A 16,673-nucleotide genomic window follows, 5' to 3' on the forward strand; every position below is an offset into this window, starting at 1 on the left:
CAGGATAAAACCTAGTCTGAGCGCATTGGACTAGGTTTTTTATTATGCGTATCTTTCAGAGAATTCACGGCAAGCTGAATTGGCCGCGTCGGCGCTACATCAGCGCAGTGATCGACTTGCTGGCCATCGGCTATCTTTCTTCGGCAATTTATCATACCTATAAGCCCCTGCCGCAGGGGCTGGATTACACCGGCAAGCTGCGCCATGCCAAGGTGCAGTTTATCGCCGATCAAAGCTATGCTGATGCCTCAGGAAAGCTGCATCTGGATCAGCAGATTTTCAAGCAGATGCTGAGCCTGATTGATCAGGCACAAACCACGGTTGTGCTGGATATGTTTCTGTTCAACAAAGAAGTCGGCACCTCTAAAATCGCCCATCAGGCGCTGACGCAGCAGCTGGCCGATGCTCTGATTCAGAAGCGCAGGCAGGCGCCGAATGTTGAAATTAAGCTGATCACCGACCCGATCAATTCGGTGTATGGCGGCGTGGCGCCCGAACACTACCGCCAGCTGCGCCAGGCCGGAATCGACGTGATTGAAACCGATTTAACGCCGTTGCGCGCCTCCAATCCGGTATGGTCGGGCTTCTGGTACCTGTGCTGCCAGGGAATCCGCAATAATCCGGAACAGGGCTGGCTGCCGAACCCGTTCGGCCATGAAAAAATCACCATCAGAAGCTATCTGGATTTATTCAATTTTAAAGCCAATCACCGCAAAACCTTGGTGGTAGACACGGCAGAGGGCTGGAAGGCGCTGGTGACGTCGATGAATCCGCATGACGGCAGTTCGCGCCATTCGAATGTCGCCTTAGTGGTGAGCGGCAATACCGCGCTGGATGTGCTGAAAACCGAGCAGGCCGTGGCGGTGATGTCCAAAGCCGATTTTCCTGCGGTGATTGCCGGCGAATTTGAAGCGGAGCCGAGTGAGCCGCAGGTGCAGGTGCTGACCGAAGCTGCAGTTTACGATGCCGTGCTGCAGCTGCTGGATAGCGCCAAGCCAAAAGAGCACATTGATTTGGCCATGTTCTATCTGTCCGAACGCAAGATTATTCAGGGCCTGATTGCAGCCCATGCGCGCGGGGTGCATGTGCGGGTGCTGCTGGACCCGAACAAGGATGCCTTCGGCCGCCAGAAGAACGGCATACCGAACCGCCAGGTGGCGTCGGAACTGAACGATGCCGGCGTGCCGGTGCGCTGGTGCAATACGCAGGGCGAGCAGTGCCACAGCAAAATGATTGCCAAATACGGCGCGCAGCAGGCCGAGCTGATTCTGGGCTCTTCCAACTTCACTGCGCGCAATTTGAAAAACTACAATCTGGAAACCAATCTGCGGGTGCTTGGACAGCCGCAAAGCGCTGTTTTTAAAGATGCTGAACAGTATTTCAATGGCGCATGGTCAAATCTGCACGGCCGCCAAATGAGCGTGGACTACAGCAAGTATGCCGATGAATCCAAGCTGAAGTATATGCTGTACCGCTTTATGGAATGGAGCGGACTGTCGACGTTTTAATGCGCTGGCTGCGCCTTGCCGGCAGAATATTGTTGAGGATGCCGGCGCGCTTTGCCCGCTTCTGAAAATAGGCGGGCCGCGCATTTTATGCTAGACCGGGCTGAGTGATCCGCCCGGTTTTTTATTGCCTGTTTGCAGTTTCAGCGCGCTGCGGATAAGTTAAAATTTATCCACAGTTTGCTGTTTAAGATGAACAGCTGACCGCCACTTCAGGCTGATCGCCCGGCAATGGCGCCAAATCGCTTTCCCGCTCCAAGTCCGGCTGCGGCGCATAGGGCTGGCGCAGCAGCTGGAACAGGCGCTCGACTTCTGAAAAGTCATCGCGCTCGGCAAGCTCGATGGCTTTCTGCGCCATGTGGTTGCGCAGAATATAGCGCGGGTTGGCTTTGGCCATCGCCGCATCCAGCTCAGCGGTGTCCTGCAGCCCGCGGATGCCGTGATACTGCGTCAGAAATGCTTCAAACTGGCGCAGGTCAAGGCAGTCATCCTTAATCAGCTCATACTGCTTGTTCTGCAGGCGGATAAAGCTTTGCGTATAGTCCAGCTGCTCGCTTTGCAGCACGCGCAAAAACGCCATGGCGCAGTCAAAGCTGTCTTTATGGAAGCTGGGCAGGCCCATTTTCTGGCATAAGCCCAGTGTGTAATGCTCCAGAAAGGCCGGCTCAAACTGTTCCAGGCACTTGGCCAGATCCTCTTTCCACTGCGCCTTGTCATCGCCTGCCGGGCACAGCGGAATTAAATTATTCAGCCAAGTCCATAAATTCCAGTGCCCGATGCTCGGCTGCTGCTGATAGGTGTAGCGGCCCTGATAGTCCGAGTGGTTATTGATCCAGTTCGGGCGGAAGCGCTCCATAAAGCCGTAAGGGCCGAAGTCCAGAGTAGAGCCGGTGATGTTCAAATTGTCGGTATTCATGACGCCGTGCGCGAACCCCGCCAGCTGCCATTTGGCAATCATCACCGCGGTGCGCTGAATCACCTGCGCGGCGAAAGCCAGCACCGGCTGTTCCGCCGCAAGGCATTGCGGGTAGTGCCATTCAATGCATTTCTGGGTAAATTCAGGCAGCAGAGCCGGCTGATACTGATTGATCCATTCAAAATGCCCCAGGCGGATATGGCAGTCGGAAGTCCGCAGCATCATGGCGCCCAGTTCCAGCTTCTCGCGCTGCACGCCTTGCGTGGAGGAGGTGAAGCCCACCGCATTGCTGGAGGGGATGCCTAAGGCATTCAGCGCATGGCCGGCCAGATATTCGCGGATCACCGAGCGCAGCACCGCGCGGCCGTCGCCCATGCGTGAGTAGGGCGTGGAGCCTGCGCCTTTAAGATGCAGGTCTACGGTTTGGCCGTTTTTATCGATAATCTGCGCAATCAGCAGCCCGCGGCCATCGCCCAGCTGGCCCGCCCATTGCCCGAACTGATGGCCTGCATATACCATGGCCAAAGGCTCAAATTCGGCAAAGGTTTTCTGGCCGCTGCAGATTTCAACCCATGCGGCTTTATCGGCCTCTGACCACTGCAGCTCATCGGCCAGCGCCGCATTGAAATGTCCGGCCTTAGCGCCTTTCAGCGCCAAGGGCTGCTGATGGTGATACAGTTTTGCTGGGAGCGCAGAATAGCGTGAATTGAAATGCATAGGAAAATGGGCAAGTGCTGAACAGGCTTAAACTATAGCAAAGTTGCGCCTGCGGATGTGCGGTAAATGCTTAATCCGCAATTCAGTCCACAATGAACAGGCGCGCGCCGGTTTCCGAGTAGGAGCGGTGCGCTTCGGCATTGTCCGCAACCTGATAGCTCATGCCGGCCTTTAAAATGAAATGGCGCCCATCCTGCAGTTCAGTATGCAGTTCGCCCGCTATGCAGAAGAGGATATGGCCTTTGCTGCACCAGTGGTCGGCCATGTAGCCGGCGGAATATTCCACAATGCGCACGCGGATCGGCCCAAAACGCTGCGTGCGCCAAAGCGCGTAGCCGTTTTCGCCTTCATATCTTTCGGTTGCTATTTCATCCCAGTTGGTCAGGCCAAAGGGGATATTGCTTATTTCCATAGTGATGCGCTTTTTATATTGCAGATGCCCATTATTATCGTGAATTTCAAATAAAGAAAAGCCCCAAATGCGGGGCTTTTGCTGATTGCGCTATGCTGTGCCGAACTTAATTCGCTTGCGCTTTTTTCTTTAAGTTGTTGACCAGAAGGTTCAGTGTCTGGCGGTGGTGCGAAAGGCGCTGTTCAACCAGCTGGAATTCCATTTTCAGCTTGTCATCGATTTGATGGATTTTCTCAGCAACCGAAGCCTTCTTGGCCTGAATTTCCAGTTCTTTCAGTTTCGCCCAGTCATTTAAGGTCTGGGAAAAAGCGTCATATTCCTGTGAAATGCGCAGCTTTACCGTCGCCATGTCTTCATTGACGTTGTGGCCGTAGACCGCCAAGTCCTGCTCAGCGTATTTGAACTTCATCGCCAATTCGGCTTTTTTGATATTGAAGCTTGGAATGCGGCGCAGGTTTTTCGCTAAGCCCAGCTTAGAGCAGGACCAGATCAGCCATTTGGTCGGGTCATACTGCCACCATTTCACGCCGTTGCGGTAATCGTACTGGAAAATGTGGTGGTAGTTATGGTAGCCCTCGCCCCAAGTGGCGATTGCAAGCACAAAATTGTCGCGCGCCGTATTTTCATCGGTATACGGGCGCGAGCCCCACATATGGCACAGCGAGTTGATAAAGAAGGTTACATGGTGGCTGAGAATCAAGCGCATTAAGCCGCCCAGCAGCAGCACGCCCCACATGTCGCCTACCGCCCAGCCGATCGGCAGCAGAATGCCGGCATGCACGGCAATCACCAGCGGGACATAGTATTTGTCCTGGAACATTACCAGTTTGTCATTCAGCAAATCCGGCGCGTTTTTATAGTTGGCGGCGCCTGACGGATAGTCGCGGAGCATCCAGCCGATATGCGCATACCAGAAGCCGCGGTTGATGGAGTACGGATCCTGCTCGACATCATCTACATGGCGGTGGTGGGTGCGGTGACCTGAAGCCCAGAACAGGATGCTGTTTTGAACAGCAAACGTGCCCATAATCATCAGGATAATTTTCAGCGGCAAGGTGGCTTCATAGGCGCGGTGCGCCCATAAGCGGTGGTAGCCTGCCGTGATGCCCAAACTGCTGACGCCCAGCAAAACAAACATGCTGATCCAGGCAGCTAGGCTGAAATCATGGTGATAGGCATATAACGGAATTGCAATTGCCGCCACGATTGGCAAGAATATCAGGGCAAATACAGCAATCCAGTTAATTGGGGCTTTGGGTTGGGGAGCGGTCATCTCCGGCAGTACTCCTAGAACCTTGGCAGGTTTGAATAGAAAGTAAATTCCATATTCTTTATATGGATTAAGACTTCAGCATATTAGCATGCGCAAACAGCTGTTCACAGTATTTATTGTACAGTTGTATTGTACTAAACAGTAACAGAATAAGACTGACTATTTATTGATTTTATCGAAGCTTAGAGGGTGTTGATGACAGTTGTTCGATATTGCCGTGAAAAACAGGGAAAATATACAGAAAAGTGCGGATGGGCGGTCATTTTGTCGGCTGCGTTTTTGCTGGCCGGCTGCCAGAGCGCAAGCCATGTTGCATCCGCCGCGCCCGGCGCAAAGCCGGCATCTGCCGAACGGCCATTGCAGGCCATGCGCAGCATGGACGGCGTGCAGGATGTGCGCTGGGAAATCACCCAGATTTCAGGCCAGAAAGCCAAATTTTTCCATCATCAGCCCTATCTGCAGTTCGGTTCGCAGTTCAGGCAGCTTCAGGGCAATACCGGCTGCAATGAACTGGCAGGCAGCTATGATCTGGACGCCGGGCAGCGCACCGTAAAGCTCAATGCGCGCGCCGGCCATTTCAGCTGCGATGGCGCTTTGGCGCAGGAAGCGGTGCTGATGGATGTCCTGCAGGATGCCGAGCGCTTTCAGCTGAAAGGCGGCCAGCTGATTTTGCAGGATAAAAGCGGCCAGAATCTGCTGCAGGCGCAGAAAAAATAGCGCCTGCATGGATGATTATTCCGCATAAAAAAGCCCTGCATTTTTGCAGTAATGCTGACTAGTTAAGGGGTTTCACCGTAAACTTCTTAACCTTTTAGGCTATTCACGGCGGAGTCTTACCGTTTTTAAATCGAATTTTTGGAGCTCGTTTTGTTCCTTGCGAAATAATGTTTCTCATTCGCCAAAAGAACCAAAAACATTTGTCATCCGCGAAACCTGTTCACTTTCTGCACTTAAACAGCTTTCATCGCAAAAACAGTCCATTTCAAAGGCTGCCACTTCGCCTTACACTGCAAACAAAGCAGTGCTTTGTTCTTGCTGCTTCGCCTTACGCTTCAAATAAAAGCAGTGCTTTTATTCTTGCTCAGGTTGCGGATGACGCTTCCGTGTATCAAATAAATTCTAGGGCGTGTTCTCATTTGAAGAATGGATTTTAAAGACTTAAAATAATATTCCAAATTACTTGTATTTCAATATTATTCAATGGCACGTACTCTTTTAACAGATAATATTTGGCAGCAAATCCAGGATACAATGCGATTGCACGGTTGCTACTGTTCAAAGAATAGTAGAAATATCATGGAAGCTATCTTATGGAAACTGCGTACAGGCGCGACATGGCGTGATATTCCTCAAGAATTTTGTCCTTGGCAAACTGCTTATAATCGTTTTAATCGTTGGGCAAGTAAGGGATTGTGGAATAAATTTTTTTTAGATTACGAGGCGTCTTGGATCAAGAATGGGTATTCATTGACGGAAGCTACATACGCGTGCATCAGCATGCAAGTGGAGCTCGGAATGGTTTCGAAAGAGCAATTGGACAATCACGTGGTGGGCGAACAACAAAAATACATCTTGCAACCGACGCGAATGGATTACCGATTGATTTTAAAATCACTGGGGGTCAAGTCCACGATAGCCAAGTTGCAGAGCAATTGATAGAGGTTGTAGAAGAAGCAGATTATTTAATTGCAGATAAGGGATATGATGCTGAGACCATCAGAATATTTATTAAAAATAAAAATATGATCCCAATTATTCCAATGAGATCAAATAGTAAAAGATTAAATAAAGAATTTGATAAATATCTATATCGATTAAGGCATTTAGTTGAGAATGCGTTTGCGAGGTTAAAACATTTTCGAGCGATTGCAACCCGATTTGATAAGCTTGCACGAAATTATCAGTCTATGATTTACATTGCTTGCATGTTTATTTGGTGCAAAGCCAAATGAGGACACGCCCTAGAATTTAAAAAGAAAAAGCCAGTCAGTTTCTTAATTGACTGGTATCGCTGCATCTCTGCAGGGCTTTTCATTAAAAAACGGTTTTGAAACTGTCATAAATGCTGCAGCATCATTTTGGGGAAGTCGGTAATCAGCCCGTCAATGCCTAAGCCGCGCAATTGCTGCGCGCGCTCAATATTATTGACCGTCCAGACGCTGACGGCTAAACCCGCCTGCTGCGTTGCCCGGATGATTTCCGGCGTAGCCAGCCGGTCCATCCAGCCGATTTGGCAGCAGCCGAATGCCAAAGCCTGCGCAATCGCCTGTTCTCCGCTGTCACCCTCAATCAGCAGGCCCCGCCTGAAAGCGCTGTTCTGCCGGATTAAAGCCTGATGGATTTTCAGGTCAAAACTGGTGATCACCGCCGTGCGTTCAAAGCCTTGCAGCTGCTTCTGCAGTTCGGTGACCAGCCTTTCAGCCTGCTGCGCGCTTTCGACCGCCTTAACTTCAACTTCAAGATGCTCAAAGTCATGCATGATCCGCAATGCATCGCGCAGGGCCGGGGTGGCCTGCCTGTCCCAGTCCATCCAGATATGGGCCTGATTAAACGGCGCAAGTTCTGTGCTGGCGCATTCGTAGAGGCTTTTGTCTATGCCTGCGGTTCTGAGGAAATTGTCATCATGCATAATCACCAGCTCGCCGTCTTTGAGCTGGCGCACGTCGAACTCGGCCGCGCGGATGCCCAAGCCGTGAATATACTGAAAACCGCCTAAAGTATTTTCAGGCGCTTCACCGCGGGCGCCGCGGTGTCCGATGATTCTCATGCTTGCCGCCTTAGTGTGAGCTGGAAATTTGATTATGCCGTGACGGAGGCTGAGCGCGGCTTGGCCATGCGCAAGCCGTCAAGCTCAGTCCATTTAAAGATCAATTTAGCATTAACCTTAAATAGTTTCGTTGATATTTTTTTGCCACAGCACTTCCGAACCGCCTTCGGCGCGCTGCAGGGCGCGCGATGCGACAAACAGCCAGTCGGACAGGCGGTTCAGCAGCTGCAGGGCGGTTGCCTGAATGTTCTGATCGCGGGCCTGCACAGACATTAATGCGCGTTCCGCACGGCGGCAGACTGCGCGGGCCTGATGCGCATAGCTGCACGCCAGCGTTCCTGAAGGCAGGATAAAATCTTTCAGCATCGGCAGGCTTTCATTCATGCGGTCGATTTCTTTTTCCAGAAACTCAACGCAGACCGGCTGCAGCAGGGTGTAGTTGGGAATGCAGACTTCACCGCCAAGGTCAAACAGCCAGTGCTGAATCAGGCTCAGCGATTTGTCCCAGGCCGCTTCATCTGCAATTGCGCTGGCCGCAATCTGCGAGCGCAGAATGCCGACGCAGGCATTCAGTTCATCGACATCGCCTAAGGCGCCAATGCGCAAATCATCTTTGGCAACGCGTGAACCGTCGCCTAGGCCGGTGGTGCCTGAGTCGCCTGTGCGGGTGTAAATTTTGCTTAAACGGTGGCCCATGCTGTATTCCTTAAAGGTTTGAAAGTCTGTATCTGTGAATAAAAAAGGATAATGCCATAGTCTGGCGCGGCAATGAATAAACAGCGCAGCGCAAATTTTTTGATGCGGTCAGATTCAGCTTGACTTCAAGTCTGCTAAAAATTACTCTGCCTGCGCTTCAGGTGCTTCCATATGCGAAGTGAAACTGGGAAGTCAGTCAAACGCTGACACTGCCCCCGCAACGGTGAATAGGGTTTACCCTTAAGTCCGGAGACCGGCCTGATGCAACCTTCATATAATGCGGCGGGCGTTAGACAGGGATTGCATACTTTTTTGTATTGCTTACCCGTAATCCGCCTATGCGTTATCCATTTATATATTCGCACGGGCGGTGCGATTGGGGAATACAGCATGCATCCTATCTCAAAGACCTTCTTGGGTTCTCTTTTTATTTTGTCGCCACTTTCAGCTGCAATGGCTGATGAGGCAGTTCAGCAATTTCCAGTGATTAAAAATACGGTAGCCAACCTTGTTGAGCAAGACTCGCAGAAAACTTTGGCTGCCGTGACGGTTATTGACCGTGAAGAAATTGAGCGTAAGCAGTATTCCACTTTATTGGAAGCCTTGAAAACTGTACCTGGCATTTCTCTTGCTGCCAATGGCGGGTGGGGAACGACATCTTCAGTTTCTATACGGGGAACCAAAGCAAGTCAAATTCTGGTATTAATTGACGGGCAAAAAGTTGGATCAGCAACGACTGGTCAGACTGCTTTTGAACATATTCCGTTAGAGCAAATTGAACGTATTGAAGTTTTACGCGGAGCGCGCTCAAGCTTATACGGTTCTGAAGCAGTAGGCGGCGTAATTCAGATTTTTACTCGTAAAGCATCTCAGGATAGTGTAAAGCCATTTGCATCATTCACCTATGGTTCGCATGAAACTTATCAAGGGAATGCTGGTGTTAATATTAAAAGCGGTAATGGCTGGGTAACAGCAAGCTTAGCTGGCTTAAAAACGCAAGGTATTGATGCAACATCAAAACCTGTTGAGCTTGATAAAGATGGCTATGAGAATAAATCTGCTTCTATTAAAGGCGGATATAAATTCTCAGAGCAGTTAAAGGTTGAGGCAAATGCATTAACTGCCCAAGGTGAGAATGAGTATGATGGGGGAATAGACCCATATTCTGAAACTCAGCAAAATGTTTATGGCGCGGCTTTAACTTATCAGCCAGCTGAAAGCTGGATCTCTGAATTGCGAATTGGTCAAACTGAAGATAAATTAAAAGGTTTTGATAATAATAAATTTTCTTATGAAATTAATACGGAAAGACAAAATGCAGGTTTGCTGAATACTTTTAAAGTTAATTCTGACCATACATTAATGTTTGGCGTGGACTATCAAAATGATCAGGTCTCTGGCAATACGCATTATGATGTAGATGAGCGCGATAACCTTGGATATTTTGCACAGTATCTGGGCGCATTTGGCAATTTTGATGTGCAGGGCGCTATTCGACTAGATGATAATGAGCAATTTGGTGAACATACTACAGGTAATGCAAGTTTAGGTTATCAATTTAGTCCAGCGCTGCAAACATATATTAGTTATGGCAAGGCATTTAAGGCGCCGACATTTAATGATTTGTACTATCCAGCATATGCTTCGGAATATAATGGCTATACGTGGAGCGGTGTATCAAATCCTAACTTGAAGCCTGAAGAATCTGAAAATTATGAAATTGGATTTAAAGGCGCTTTATCATCGGTTTCTTATGAGTTGACTGGTTTCTATAATGAAATTGATCATAAAATCACACTGGAAAAAACTTATACTCCAACAGGTGAACACAGCACCCCTATAAATATTGATAAGGCGCGAATCAAAGGCATTGAATTGTCTTTGGGGCAGAATTTGAATAATTTTATGTGGAATATGAACTACACATATCAAGAACCTGAAAATCGCAGCGGCGTAAATAATGGCAAGAAAATTGCCAATATTCCGCAGCAATTATTCAATTTATCTGCTGACTATGAAATGGATCAATGGATTGTCGGCGGTTCTGTACACGCAGAGGATAAGCGTTATAGTGCAGACAATAAAACTTATTTAGGTTCATTTGCGACTGCTGACACGCGTGTAACTTATCAGGCAACCCCTGAATTCAGTATTCAAGCAAAATTAGCAAATATTTTTGATAAACAGTATCAAACAGTTAATGGCTATAACCAAGACGGCCGCACCGCTTGGGTAACTTTGCGCTATGCAATGAAATAATCATTTGAAGCATGCAAAAGCCCTGATGACTCAGGGCTTTTGTGTTTTCATAAGCAGATAAAGCTGTCGAATTTGCACGCAGCAGTTCAAAATTGCATTACAATAATTTGCCCTCAAAATAGATGAATCGGCAATTCAAAATACACCGCCATAAATAGAGCAATCATGATGCGAACCCGTGCCAAAATCTGCGGCCTGACCCGGCCGCAGGATATACAGTCTGCTGTCCATGCAGGCGCAGACGCAATTGGCTTGGTTTTTTATCCGCCCAGCCCGCGCAGCGTGACAGCGGAGCAGGCCAAGGCATTGATGCGGCATATTCCCGCCTATGTGCAGAGCGTTGGCCTTTTTGTAAATGCTTCTGCCGATGAAATTGAAGCTGTGCTGAAAGAAGTGCCTTTGGACATGCTCCAGTTTCATGGCGATGAAACCGTAGCCCAATGCGCAGCTATTGCTGAGCGGACTGGACGGCGCTGGTATAAAGCCCTTCAGGTCAAGCCTGAGCTGGATCTCATAGAAACCATAAAAAATTATCAACAAGCAGGCGCAAGTGCAGTACTCTTAGACGCTTGGCATCCTGAGCTGAAAGGCGGAACAGGGCACAGCTTTGACTGGTCGCAGTTCCCCAAACTCGATATCCCTTTAATTTTGGCAGGCGGCTTAAAGCCTGAAAATGTTGAAGACGCCATAAAGACGACGCAAGCATTTGCGGTCGATGTCAGCGGAGGCGTAGAGTCCGCAAAAGGTATCAAAGACCAACAACTCATTGAACAGTTTATGCAAGGAGTCCAACGTGGATCAGCAAAGTACAAATCACAACAGTCAGGTGATTGACTATACCCAGTTCCCGGATAAACGCGGGCATTTCGGTATCCATGGCGGACGTTTTGTGTCAGAAACGCTGATGGCGGCATTAGAAGACTTGGAAAAGCTTTATTTCCGCATGAAAGATGATGCCCAGTTTCTGGCAGAATTCGACCGCGACCTCGCCTACTATGTAGGCCGTCCTAGTCCTCTATATTATGCTGAACGATGGTCAAAAGAGTTGGGCGGCGCGCAAATTTACTTAAAGCGCGAAGACTTGAACCATACCGGCTCGCATAAAGTCAACAACACCATTGGGCAGGCTTTGCTGGCAAAACTGTCCGGCAAAAAACGCATTATTGCCGAAACTGGCGCAGGCCAGCATGGCGTTGCCACGGCGACCATTGCGGCGCGCTTAGGGCTGGAATGTGTGGTATTCATGGGCGCAGAAGATGTCAAGCGCCAAGCCATGAACGTGTACCGCATGCGTTTGCTGGGCGCGACCGTTGTGCCGGTGGAAAGCGGCTCAAAAACCCTGAAAGACGCCATGAACGAAGCCATGCGCGACTGGGTGACCAATGTCGATTCAACCTATTATGTAATTGGCACGGTGGCAGGCCCGCATCCGTATCCGCAGCTGGTGCGTGATTTTCAGTCGATCATTGGCCGTGAAGCGCGCAAGCAGATTCAGGAACAGGCTGGCCGCCTGCCGGATGCCTTGGTCGCCTGTGTCGGCGGCGGCTCCAATGCCATGGGCCTGTTCTATCCGTTCCTGAATGATGCAGATGTGAAAATGTACGGTGTGGAAGCTGCCGGCTACGGCATTGAAACCGGCAAGCACTCTGCGCCGCTGAACGCCGGCCATGTCGGCGTGCTGCACGGCAACCGCACTTACCTGATGTCGGATGAGCAGGGCCAGATTATTGAAACCCATTCAATTTCTGCCGGCCTGGACTATCCGGGCGTAGGCCCGGAGCACAGCTTCCTGAAAGATATGCACCGCGTTGAGTATGTGCCGATCAATGACAATGAGGCGCTGCAGGGCTTCCGCGACTTAACCCATATCGAAGGCATTATCCCAGCGCTGGAAAGCTCGCATGCGATGGCCTATGTCACTAAGCTTGCGCCGACAATGGATAAGGATCAGATCATTATTGCCACGGTTTCCGGCCGCGGTGATAAGGACTTGATGACGGTTGCGCGCATTGATGGCGTGGAAATGGTGGAGATGTAAATCTTTCCTGCATGCTTGAAGTGCAAATCAATGAAAACCGCGTTCAGGCAGCTGGGCGCGGTTTTTTTATGCGCGCCTTAAGGCCGGCAGGGATGCCAGCTTATCCTTAGCCATCACGGCAATGGCGCCGTGCATGGGCAGCAGAAGGCTTTTGCCTGCGCCAAGGCATTTAAATTTCTGCTGTTCAAATTATGAATGCAATTTGCGTGCATCCGCTATGATCGCTAAGCTTAATATTTGAAAAATGAAAGGAAATAAAATGCCCAGCCTATTTGTTGTGATGCTCGGCGGCCGCCATGCGCGCGCCAACACAGAAGTGCATGATGTGGTTTTAGCCGCTGGCGATTCGCTGGAAGAGGTTTATCCGCAGCTGAAAAATGCATGGTTTGGCGAACAGAAAGGCCTGCATATTGATGCATGGGCGCAGGTCAACGGCCTGCAATCTGAAGGCAGAAACTATCAAATCCATTTTGCCGATGCTCAGCCCAGCCCGGCGGATAAAAAGCTCTGGCTGATTAATCTGGGCGGCTACGATGCGCGTGAATTCGGCGAACTGCACCGCTATGTGCTGGTGGCGGCGCAAGATGCGCCGGCAGCCAAACAGCGCGGCAAGGCGCATTTCGCCGAGCATTGGCAAAAGCAGCATACTGACTGCGTGCTGGAGGTGGATGACTGCATTGCGGTGGATCAGGTGCATGGGCGCTATATTCAGCTGATTGAAGGCGGATTTGCGGGAAACCGCTGGGAGAACACCTACCTGACAATAGGCGGATAAAACCGCCTTGATGCTGGCCCGAGTAAAATAAAACCAAAAAATATTATTTTGACCTGCGCGGGATATCCTATATATTTTTCCTGATTTTCGGCGGAAAACAGATGCTTAGACTGTTCAGCCTAAAAAATACAGGCATAATAAGCATAAGGATTTTCAGATAAATTTATTCCATGGATATGAATAAATGGATTTAATACAGCCCAATGGACAGCCGAATTACGGCCGTTTCAGCGCTTTGCCGCGGCAGATTGACCTGAATCAGTATGTCTACAAAACCCCCTACGGCAAAGTGCTGACGGGCTGGCGCAAGCGCTTAAAATATAAAAAATTCAAATTCTGCTGCATTCAGCATCAGCACTACACGATTGGACTGGCGATTGCCGATATTGCATGGGCAGGGCACGGCTTTGTCTACATTTATGACCATTTGAAAAATGAGGTCACGGAATGGAATGCCATCAATTTTCTTTCGCTGAATACCGTGCTGGATGAGCAGCCCCTATACAGCCAGAGCCATTTTGCAAAATCCGGAATTCAGATTGATGTGCAGCATGCCAACGGTGTGCGCTACATTCAGGTCAGCAAGCACGGCGAGCTGCAGCTGAGCGCCCGCATTTTCTGCGCCGGCACTGACCCGCTCAGCATGTGCAGCCCGACCGGCATTAACGGCTGGACTTATACGCAGAAGCTGACCACGCTGGGCTGCGAAGGCTTTTTTAAAAACCGGCAGGGCGAAGTCATTCAGTTCAATGAGCGCACTTTTGCATCCCTGGATGACACCTGCGGCTTTCTGCGCCCGGAAACGGCGTGGTTCTGGCTGTCCTGCAATTTCTGGGATGCGCAAAACCGCCGGATCGGGCTGAATCTGGCTTCGGGCGTGAATGAAAGCTTCGGCAATGAAAACTGCTTATGGATTAATGGCGTACTGTATCCGGTGGCCGATGTGCTGTTCCAGCAGCAGGATGAAGACCAGTGGAGCATCCGCTCTTTGGACGGCGGGCTGAATTTGCAGGTCAGCACCGGCTGGCGCCGCTATGAAAACCTGAATTTAAGGCTGGTCGGCAGCCAGTTCAGCCAGTGGCAGGCCAAAATCAGCGGCACCATTCAGCAGGATGATCAGGAAATCGTGCTGCTGAATGAATATGGCCTGCTGGAGCAGCATTATGCCAAGTGGTAATCCATTGCCGGCTTAAGCCATTGATCGGCGGAAAGCAGCCTTGGGCGGATGCCGGAGCAGCAGGCTGATCCGGCATTTTTCAGCGAGCCGCCTGCCAAAAGGCTTCGCCGGCCTGAATCGGGTCGCCGGTTTCCTGCAGGGCCTGCACCCAGACCTCATACTGCGCAATCAGCGGATGCTGGCTGGGGTGGAAATCCGGCTTGAACCAGTCCAGATACTGCCGGCGCATCCTGCTTAGCACGCCGTTTTTGCCGAAGAACCACGGCAGGCCCCGCAGGTTCATCTGCAGGCGCTCGCGCAGGCTGAAGCCGTCATGCCTGAGCATCACATTGGTGCGGTACAGGGTAAAGCCCAGCATTAGCGCGGTGGTGATCGCCAATGCGCTGCGCCGGGTGAGTTCGGGCACATTGCCGGCCTGTTTCATCACATCAAAAGCCACATCGCGGTGCTCCATTTCTTCAATGGCATGCCATGCAAACAAGGCGCGCACGTAAGGATGGGCGCTGCGCAAGGTATCCCGGCTGCCGAAAAAGGTTTCCGCCATCAGCGCGGTCAAATGCTCCGCGGCGGCCGTCATGGCGATATTGTACTGCGCGGAGCGGTGCTGCAGCTCAAACCTGAAGATCCGGTTCAGGCGAGCAATGAACTGATCGACAGGCATGCCTTGGGTTTTCATCACCTGATTCATTTTGTCATGCGCCATGCCGTGCTGCGCTTCCTGACGGATGAAATCCGCCACGCGCTGCTGCAGGCCGGGGTCGGCAATCTGATCCCGGAACAGGCGCACGGATTCAATAAAATAGCGTTCGCCGTCCGGAAAGGTCAGGCTCAGCGCGTCAAACATGCGGGTCAGGTAAGGGTCGCCGCCGAACCAGAAGCGCGGGACTTGATCCAGCTTGAAGTTCAGCTGGGTGCGGACGACAGGGCTGGCCTGCGGATAATGGGCATTGGCATTCATTTTCTTTTACTTCAATGGCCTTCGATGCCTGCAGTATGCCGGAGATTCCGCCGGATGTTTTGACAGCAATTGCCAATTTTTATACATTTAACGCCAGAATGAAAATTCAGCATGCCGGAAGAAAAGATAAAAACGGGGCGGGGTGATGCAGGAACTGCAAATACCCAATGGCTATATTCCAGCTGTGGAAAATGCATCTGAATGCGTTGCCGCTGGATGAGGCGGATTTGAGCTTTCTGGCGCCGCATCAGGCGCAGCTGCGGCATGCGCTGTCCTTGCCGATAGACTCGCAGTCGCCTTGCAGTTTTTTCGCTGCCGTAATGGCGCTGACGCGCCAGCATCTGGACTGCCCGCAGCTGGTGTTTGAGATGGCCAAGCATATCCGCGCAGAGCATTTTGGCGTGCTGGGCTATATGGCCACCCGCAGCGGCAGTGTGGCGGAAGCGCTGCAGTATATTATGCGCTTCAGCCGGCTGGTGATTGACGGCGCGGAAATCAGCCTGATACATTTGCGCCATCAGGGTGGGGAAATCCATCTGTCATGGCCCGTGCACGATGAGCAGTACGCCATGGTGAATGAGCTGACATCGGCCTGCATGGCGCATTTGGCCAGGCAGATTTTTCCGGCCCCGCTGCAGCTGCTGCGGATGCAGTTTGCCCATGCGCCGCAGATGGCGCGCTATCATTATGAAAGATTCTTCGGCTGCCGCGTGGAGTTTGGCCATGCCGGCTATGCCTTTGTGATCAGCTCGGACAGCCTGGACCTGAAGTCTGAACTGGCCGATCCCTCCTTAATGCAGCTGCTGCTGAAGCAGGCGGAAGCGGCCATCGCCTCCAAGCCGCAGCATGAAAACATCCTGCAGCGGATGCATCTGCAGGCTGCGGAACATATCCGCCTGCATGCGGCGGCGCCGAAAATTGAAGCCATTGCCGGTGAGCTGCATCTGTCGGTCCGCACGCTGCAGCGCCAGCTGGATGTTCTGGGCAGCTCCTTTAAGCAGGTGCTGGAAACTGAACGGATGAAGCGCTGCGAGCAGCTGCTGGCGCAGGGCGCGCCGCTGGCTGAAATCGCCCGGCAGCTGGGCTATTCAGACCAGTCCGCTTTGGCCAGAGCCTACAAGGCCTATGCCGGGCTGACCTTAATGCAGCGCAGGCGGCAGCTGAAATAGAGGCCTGCTGG

At 51.2% G+C, this 16,673-nt stretch carries 14 protein-coding genes, 1 pseudogene and 1 riboswitch; of the genes and pseudogenes, 9 read left to right on the forward strand and 6 right to left on the reverse strand.

Annotated elements, in window-relative coordinates; all coding sequences use genetic code 11:
* The first annotated feature begins 44 nt into the window (after positions 1-44).
* Entirely contained in the window at positions 45-1,508 is a 1,464-nt protein-coding gene (locus BEN74_RS13785; RefSeq protein ID WP_068909277.1) for a phospholipase D family protein, read from the forward strand.
* A gap of 184 nt (positions 1,509-1,692) precedes the next feature.
* On the opposite strand, the gene BEN74_RS13790 is transcribed toward BEN74_RS13785, so the two are convergent.
* The 3 genes from BEN74_RS13790 to BEN74_RS13800 all read right to left on the reverse strand — a co-directional run bounded on the left by BEN74_RS13790 (position 1,693) and on the right by BEN74_RS13800 (position 4,823).
* Positions 1,693-3,138: a protein adenylyltransferase SelO gene (locus BEN74_RS13790; RefSeq protein ID WP_068909275.1), complete on the reverse strand. Its 1,446-nt coding sequence runs from the start codon at positions 3,136-3,138 to the stop codon at positions 1,693-1,695.
* Positions 3,139-3,220: 82 nt separating this feature from the next.
* Entirely contained in the window at positions 3,221-3,550 is a 330-nt protein-coding gene (locus BEN74_RS13795) for a DHCW motif cupin fold protein (protein ID WP_068909272.1), read from the reverse strand.
* Positions 3,551-3,656: 106 nt separating this feature from the next.
* Positions 3,657-4,823: an acyl-CoA desaturase gene (locus BEN74_RS13800; protein ID WP_068909270.1), complete on the reverse strand. Its 1,167-nt coding sequence runs from the start codon at positions 4,821-4,823 to the stop codon at positions 3,657-3,659.
* Positions 4,824-5,018: 195 nt separating this feature from the next.
* Here BEN74_RS13800 and BEN74_RS13805 point away from each other — a divergent pair, with 195 nt between their 5' ends.
* Positions 5,019-5,540 carry an META domain-containing protein gene (locus BEN74_RS13805; RefSeq protein ID WP_086374253.1) on the forward strand — a complete coding sequence of 174 codons (522 nt, stop codon included), beginning with the start codon at positions 5,019-5,021 and terminating at the stop codon, positions 5,538-5,540.
* 483 nt (positions 5,541-6,023) lie between these two features.
* Positions 6,024-6,775 (forward strand): IS5 family transposase gene (locus BEN74_RS13810; protein ID WP_416240761.1). Its coding sequence is split into 2 segments (ribosomal slippage): positions 6,024-6,258 and positions 6,258-6,775, totalling 753 coding nucleotides; the frame shifts between segments, so codons are not numbered across the junction.
* A gap of 104 nt (positions 6,776-6,879) precedes the next feature.
* On the opposite strand, the gene BEN74_RS13815 is transcribed toward BEN74_RS13810, so the two are convergent.
* Together BEN74_RS13815 and BEN74_RS13820 are read right to left on the reverse strand one after the other, a co-directional pair.
* Positions 6,880-7,590: a glycerophosphodiester phosphodiesterase gene (locus BEN74_RS13815; protein ID WP_068911073.1), complete on the reverse strand. Its 711-nt coding sequence runs from the start codon at positions 7,588-7,590 to the stop codon at positions 6,880-6,882.
* A 117-nt stretch (positions 7,591-7,707) separates the two neighbouring features.
* On the reverse strand, positions 7,708-8,286 hold the full coding sequence (locus BEN74_RS13820; RefSeq protein ID WP_068911074.1) for a cob(I)yrinic acid a,c-diamide adenosyltransferase: 579 nt from the start codon (positions 8,284-8,286) through the stop codon (positions 7,708-7,710).
* A gap of 142 nt (positions 8,287-8,428) precedes the next feature.
* Positions 8,429-8,563: riboswitch (cobalamin riboswitch) on the forward strand.
* Positions 8,564-8,676: 113 nt separating this feature from the next.
* On the opposite strand from BEN74_RS13820, the gene BEN74_RS13825 reads away from it, so the two are divergent.
* From BEN74_RS13825 to BEN74_RS13845, 5 genes are all read left to right on the forward strand, one after another.
* A complete protein-coding gene (locus BEN74_RS13825) occupies positions 8,677-10,545 on the forward strand; it encodes a TonB-dependent receptor domain-containing protein (protein WP_068911075.1) in 1,869 nt (622 codons plus the stop codon).
* Between the two features lie 168 nt (positions 10,546-10,713).
* Positions 10,714-11,379 carry a phosphoribosylanthranilate isomerase gene (locus tag BEN74_RS13830; RefSeq protein WP_068911094.1) on the forward strand — a complete coding sequence of 222 codons (666 nt, stop codon included), beginning with the start codon at positions 10,714-10,716 and terminating at the stop codon, positions 11,377-11,379.
* Positions 11,339-12,583, forward strand: coding sequence for a tryptophan synthase subunit beta (gene trpB, locus BEN74_RS13835; RefSeq protein WP_068911076.1), 1,245 nt, complete (start codon positions 11,339-11,341; stop codon positions 12,581-12,583). Before BEN74_RS13830 ends, trpB begins: the two co-directional genes overlap by 41 nt.
* A 259-nt stretch (positions 12,584-12,842) precedes the next feature.
* Complete coding sequence (locus BEN74_RS13840) at positions 12,843-13,358, forward strand: DUF1543 domain-containing protein (protein WP_068911095.1); 516 nt, start codon at positions 12,843-12,845, stop codon at positions 13,356-13,358.
* Between the two features lie 184 nt (positions 13,359-13,542).
* Positions 13,543-14,535 carry a DUF2804 domain-containing protein gene (locus tag BEN74_RS13845; RefSeq protein WP_068911077.1) on the forward strand — a complete coding sequence of 331 codons (993 nt, stop codon included), beginning with the start codon at positions 13,543-13,545 and terminating at the stop codon, positions 14,533-14,535.
* A 79-nt stretch (positions 14,536-14,614) separates the two neighbouring features.
* Here the strand turns inward: BEN74_RS13845 and BEN74_RS13850 are convergent, their stop codons facing one another.
* Positions 14,615-15,493, reverse strand: coding sequence for a metal-dependent hydrolase (locus BEN74_RS13850; RefSeq protein ID WP_068911078.1), 879 nt, complete (start codon positions 15,491-15,493; stop codon positions 14,615-14,617).
* A gap of 145 nt (positions 15,494-15,638) precedes the next feature.
* On the opposite strand from BEN74_RS13850, the pseudogene BEN74_RS13855 reads away from it, so the two are divergent.
* Positions 15,639-16,662: pseudogene (locus tag BEN74_RS13855) on the forward strand (AraC family transcriptional regulator ligand-binding domain-containing protein).
* Positions 16,663-16,673: the final 11 nt, after the last annotated feature.

The sequence above is a fragment of the Acinetobacter sp. WCHAc010034 genome (genome assembly GCF_001696615.3).
Taxonomy (GTDB): Bacteria; Pseudomonadota; Gammaproteobacteria; order Pseudomonadales; family Moraxellaceae; genus Acinetobacter.

Bases quoted from the DNA above. Each gene is read 5' to 3' on its own strand.
- BEN74_RS13785 (WP_068909277.1), top strand. From the start codon at position 45: ATGCGTATCTTTCAGAGAATTCACGGCAAGCTGAATTGGCCGCGTCGG.
- BEN74_RS13815 (WP_068911073.1), bottom strand. From the start codon at position 7,590: ATGAGAATCATCGGACACCGCGGCGCCCGCGGTGAAGCGCCTGAAAAT.
- BEN74_RS13805 (WP_086374253.1), top strand. From the start codon at position 5,019: ATGACAGTTGTTCGATATTGCCGTGAAAAACAGGGAAAATATACAGAA.
- BEN74_RS13845 (WP_068911077.1), top strand. From the start codon at position 13,543: ATGGATTTAATACAGCCCAATGGACAGCCGAATTACGGCCGTTTCAGC.
- BEN74_RS13820 (WP_068911074.1), bottom strand. From the start codon at position 8,286: ATGGGCCACCGTTTAAGCAAAATTTACACCCGCACAGGCGACTCAGGC.
- BEN74_RS13790 (WP_068909275.1), bottom strand. From the start codon at position 3,138: ATGCATTTCAATTCACGCTATTCTGCGCTCCCAGCAAAACTGTATCAC.
- BEN74_RS13825 (WP_068911075.1), top strand. From the start codon at position 8,677: ATGCATCCTATCTCAAAGACCTTCTTGGGTTCTCTTTTTATTTTGTCG.
- BEN74_RS13795 (WP_068909272.1), bottom strand. From the start codon at position 3,550: ATGGAAATAAGCAATATCCCCTTTGGCCTGACCAACTGGGATGAAATA.
- BEN74_RS13830 (WP_068911094.1), top strand. From the start codon at position 10,714: ATGCGAACCCGTGCCAAAATCTGCGGCCTGACCCGGCCGCAGGATATA.
- BEN74_RS13840 (WP_068911095.1), top strand. From the start codon at position 12,843: ATGCCCAGCCTATTTGTTGTGATGCTCGGCGGCCGCCATGCGCGCGCC.
- BEN74_RS13850 (WP_068911078.1), bottom strand. From the start codon at position 15,493: ATGAATGCCAATGCCCATTATCCGCAGGCCAGCCCTGTCGTCCGCACC.
- BEN74_RS13800 (WP_068909270.1), bottom strand. From the start codon at position 4,823: ATGACCGCTCCCCAACCCAAAGCCCCAATTAACTGGATTGCTGTATTT.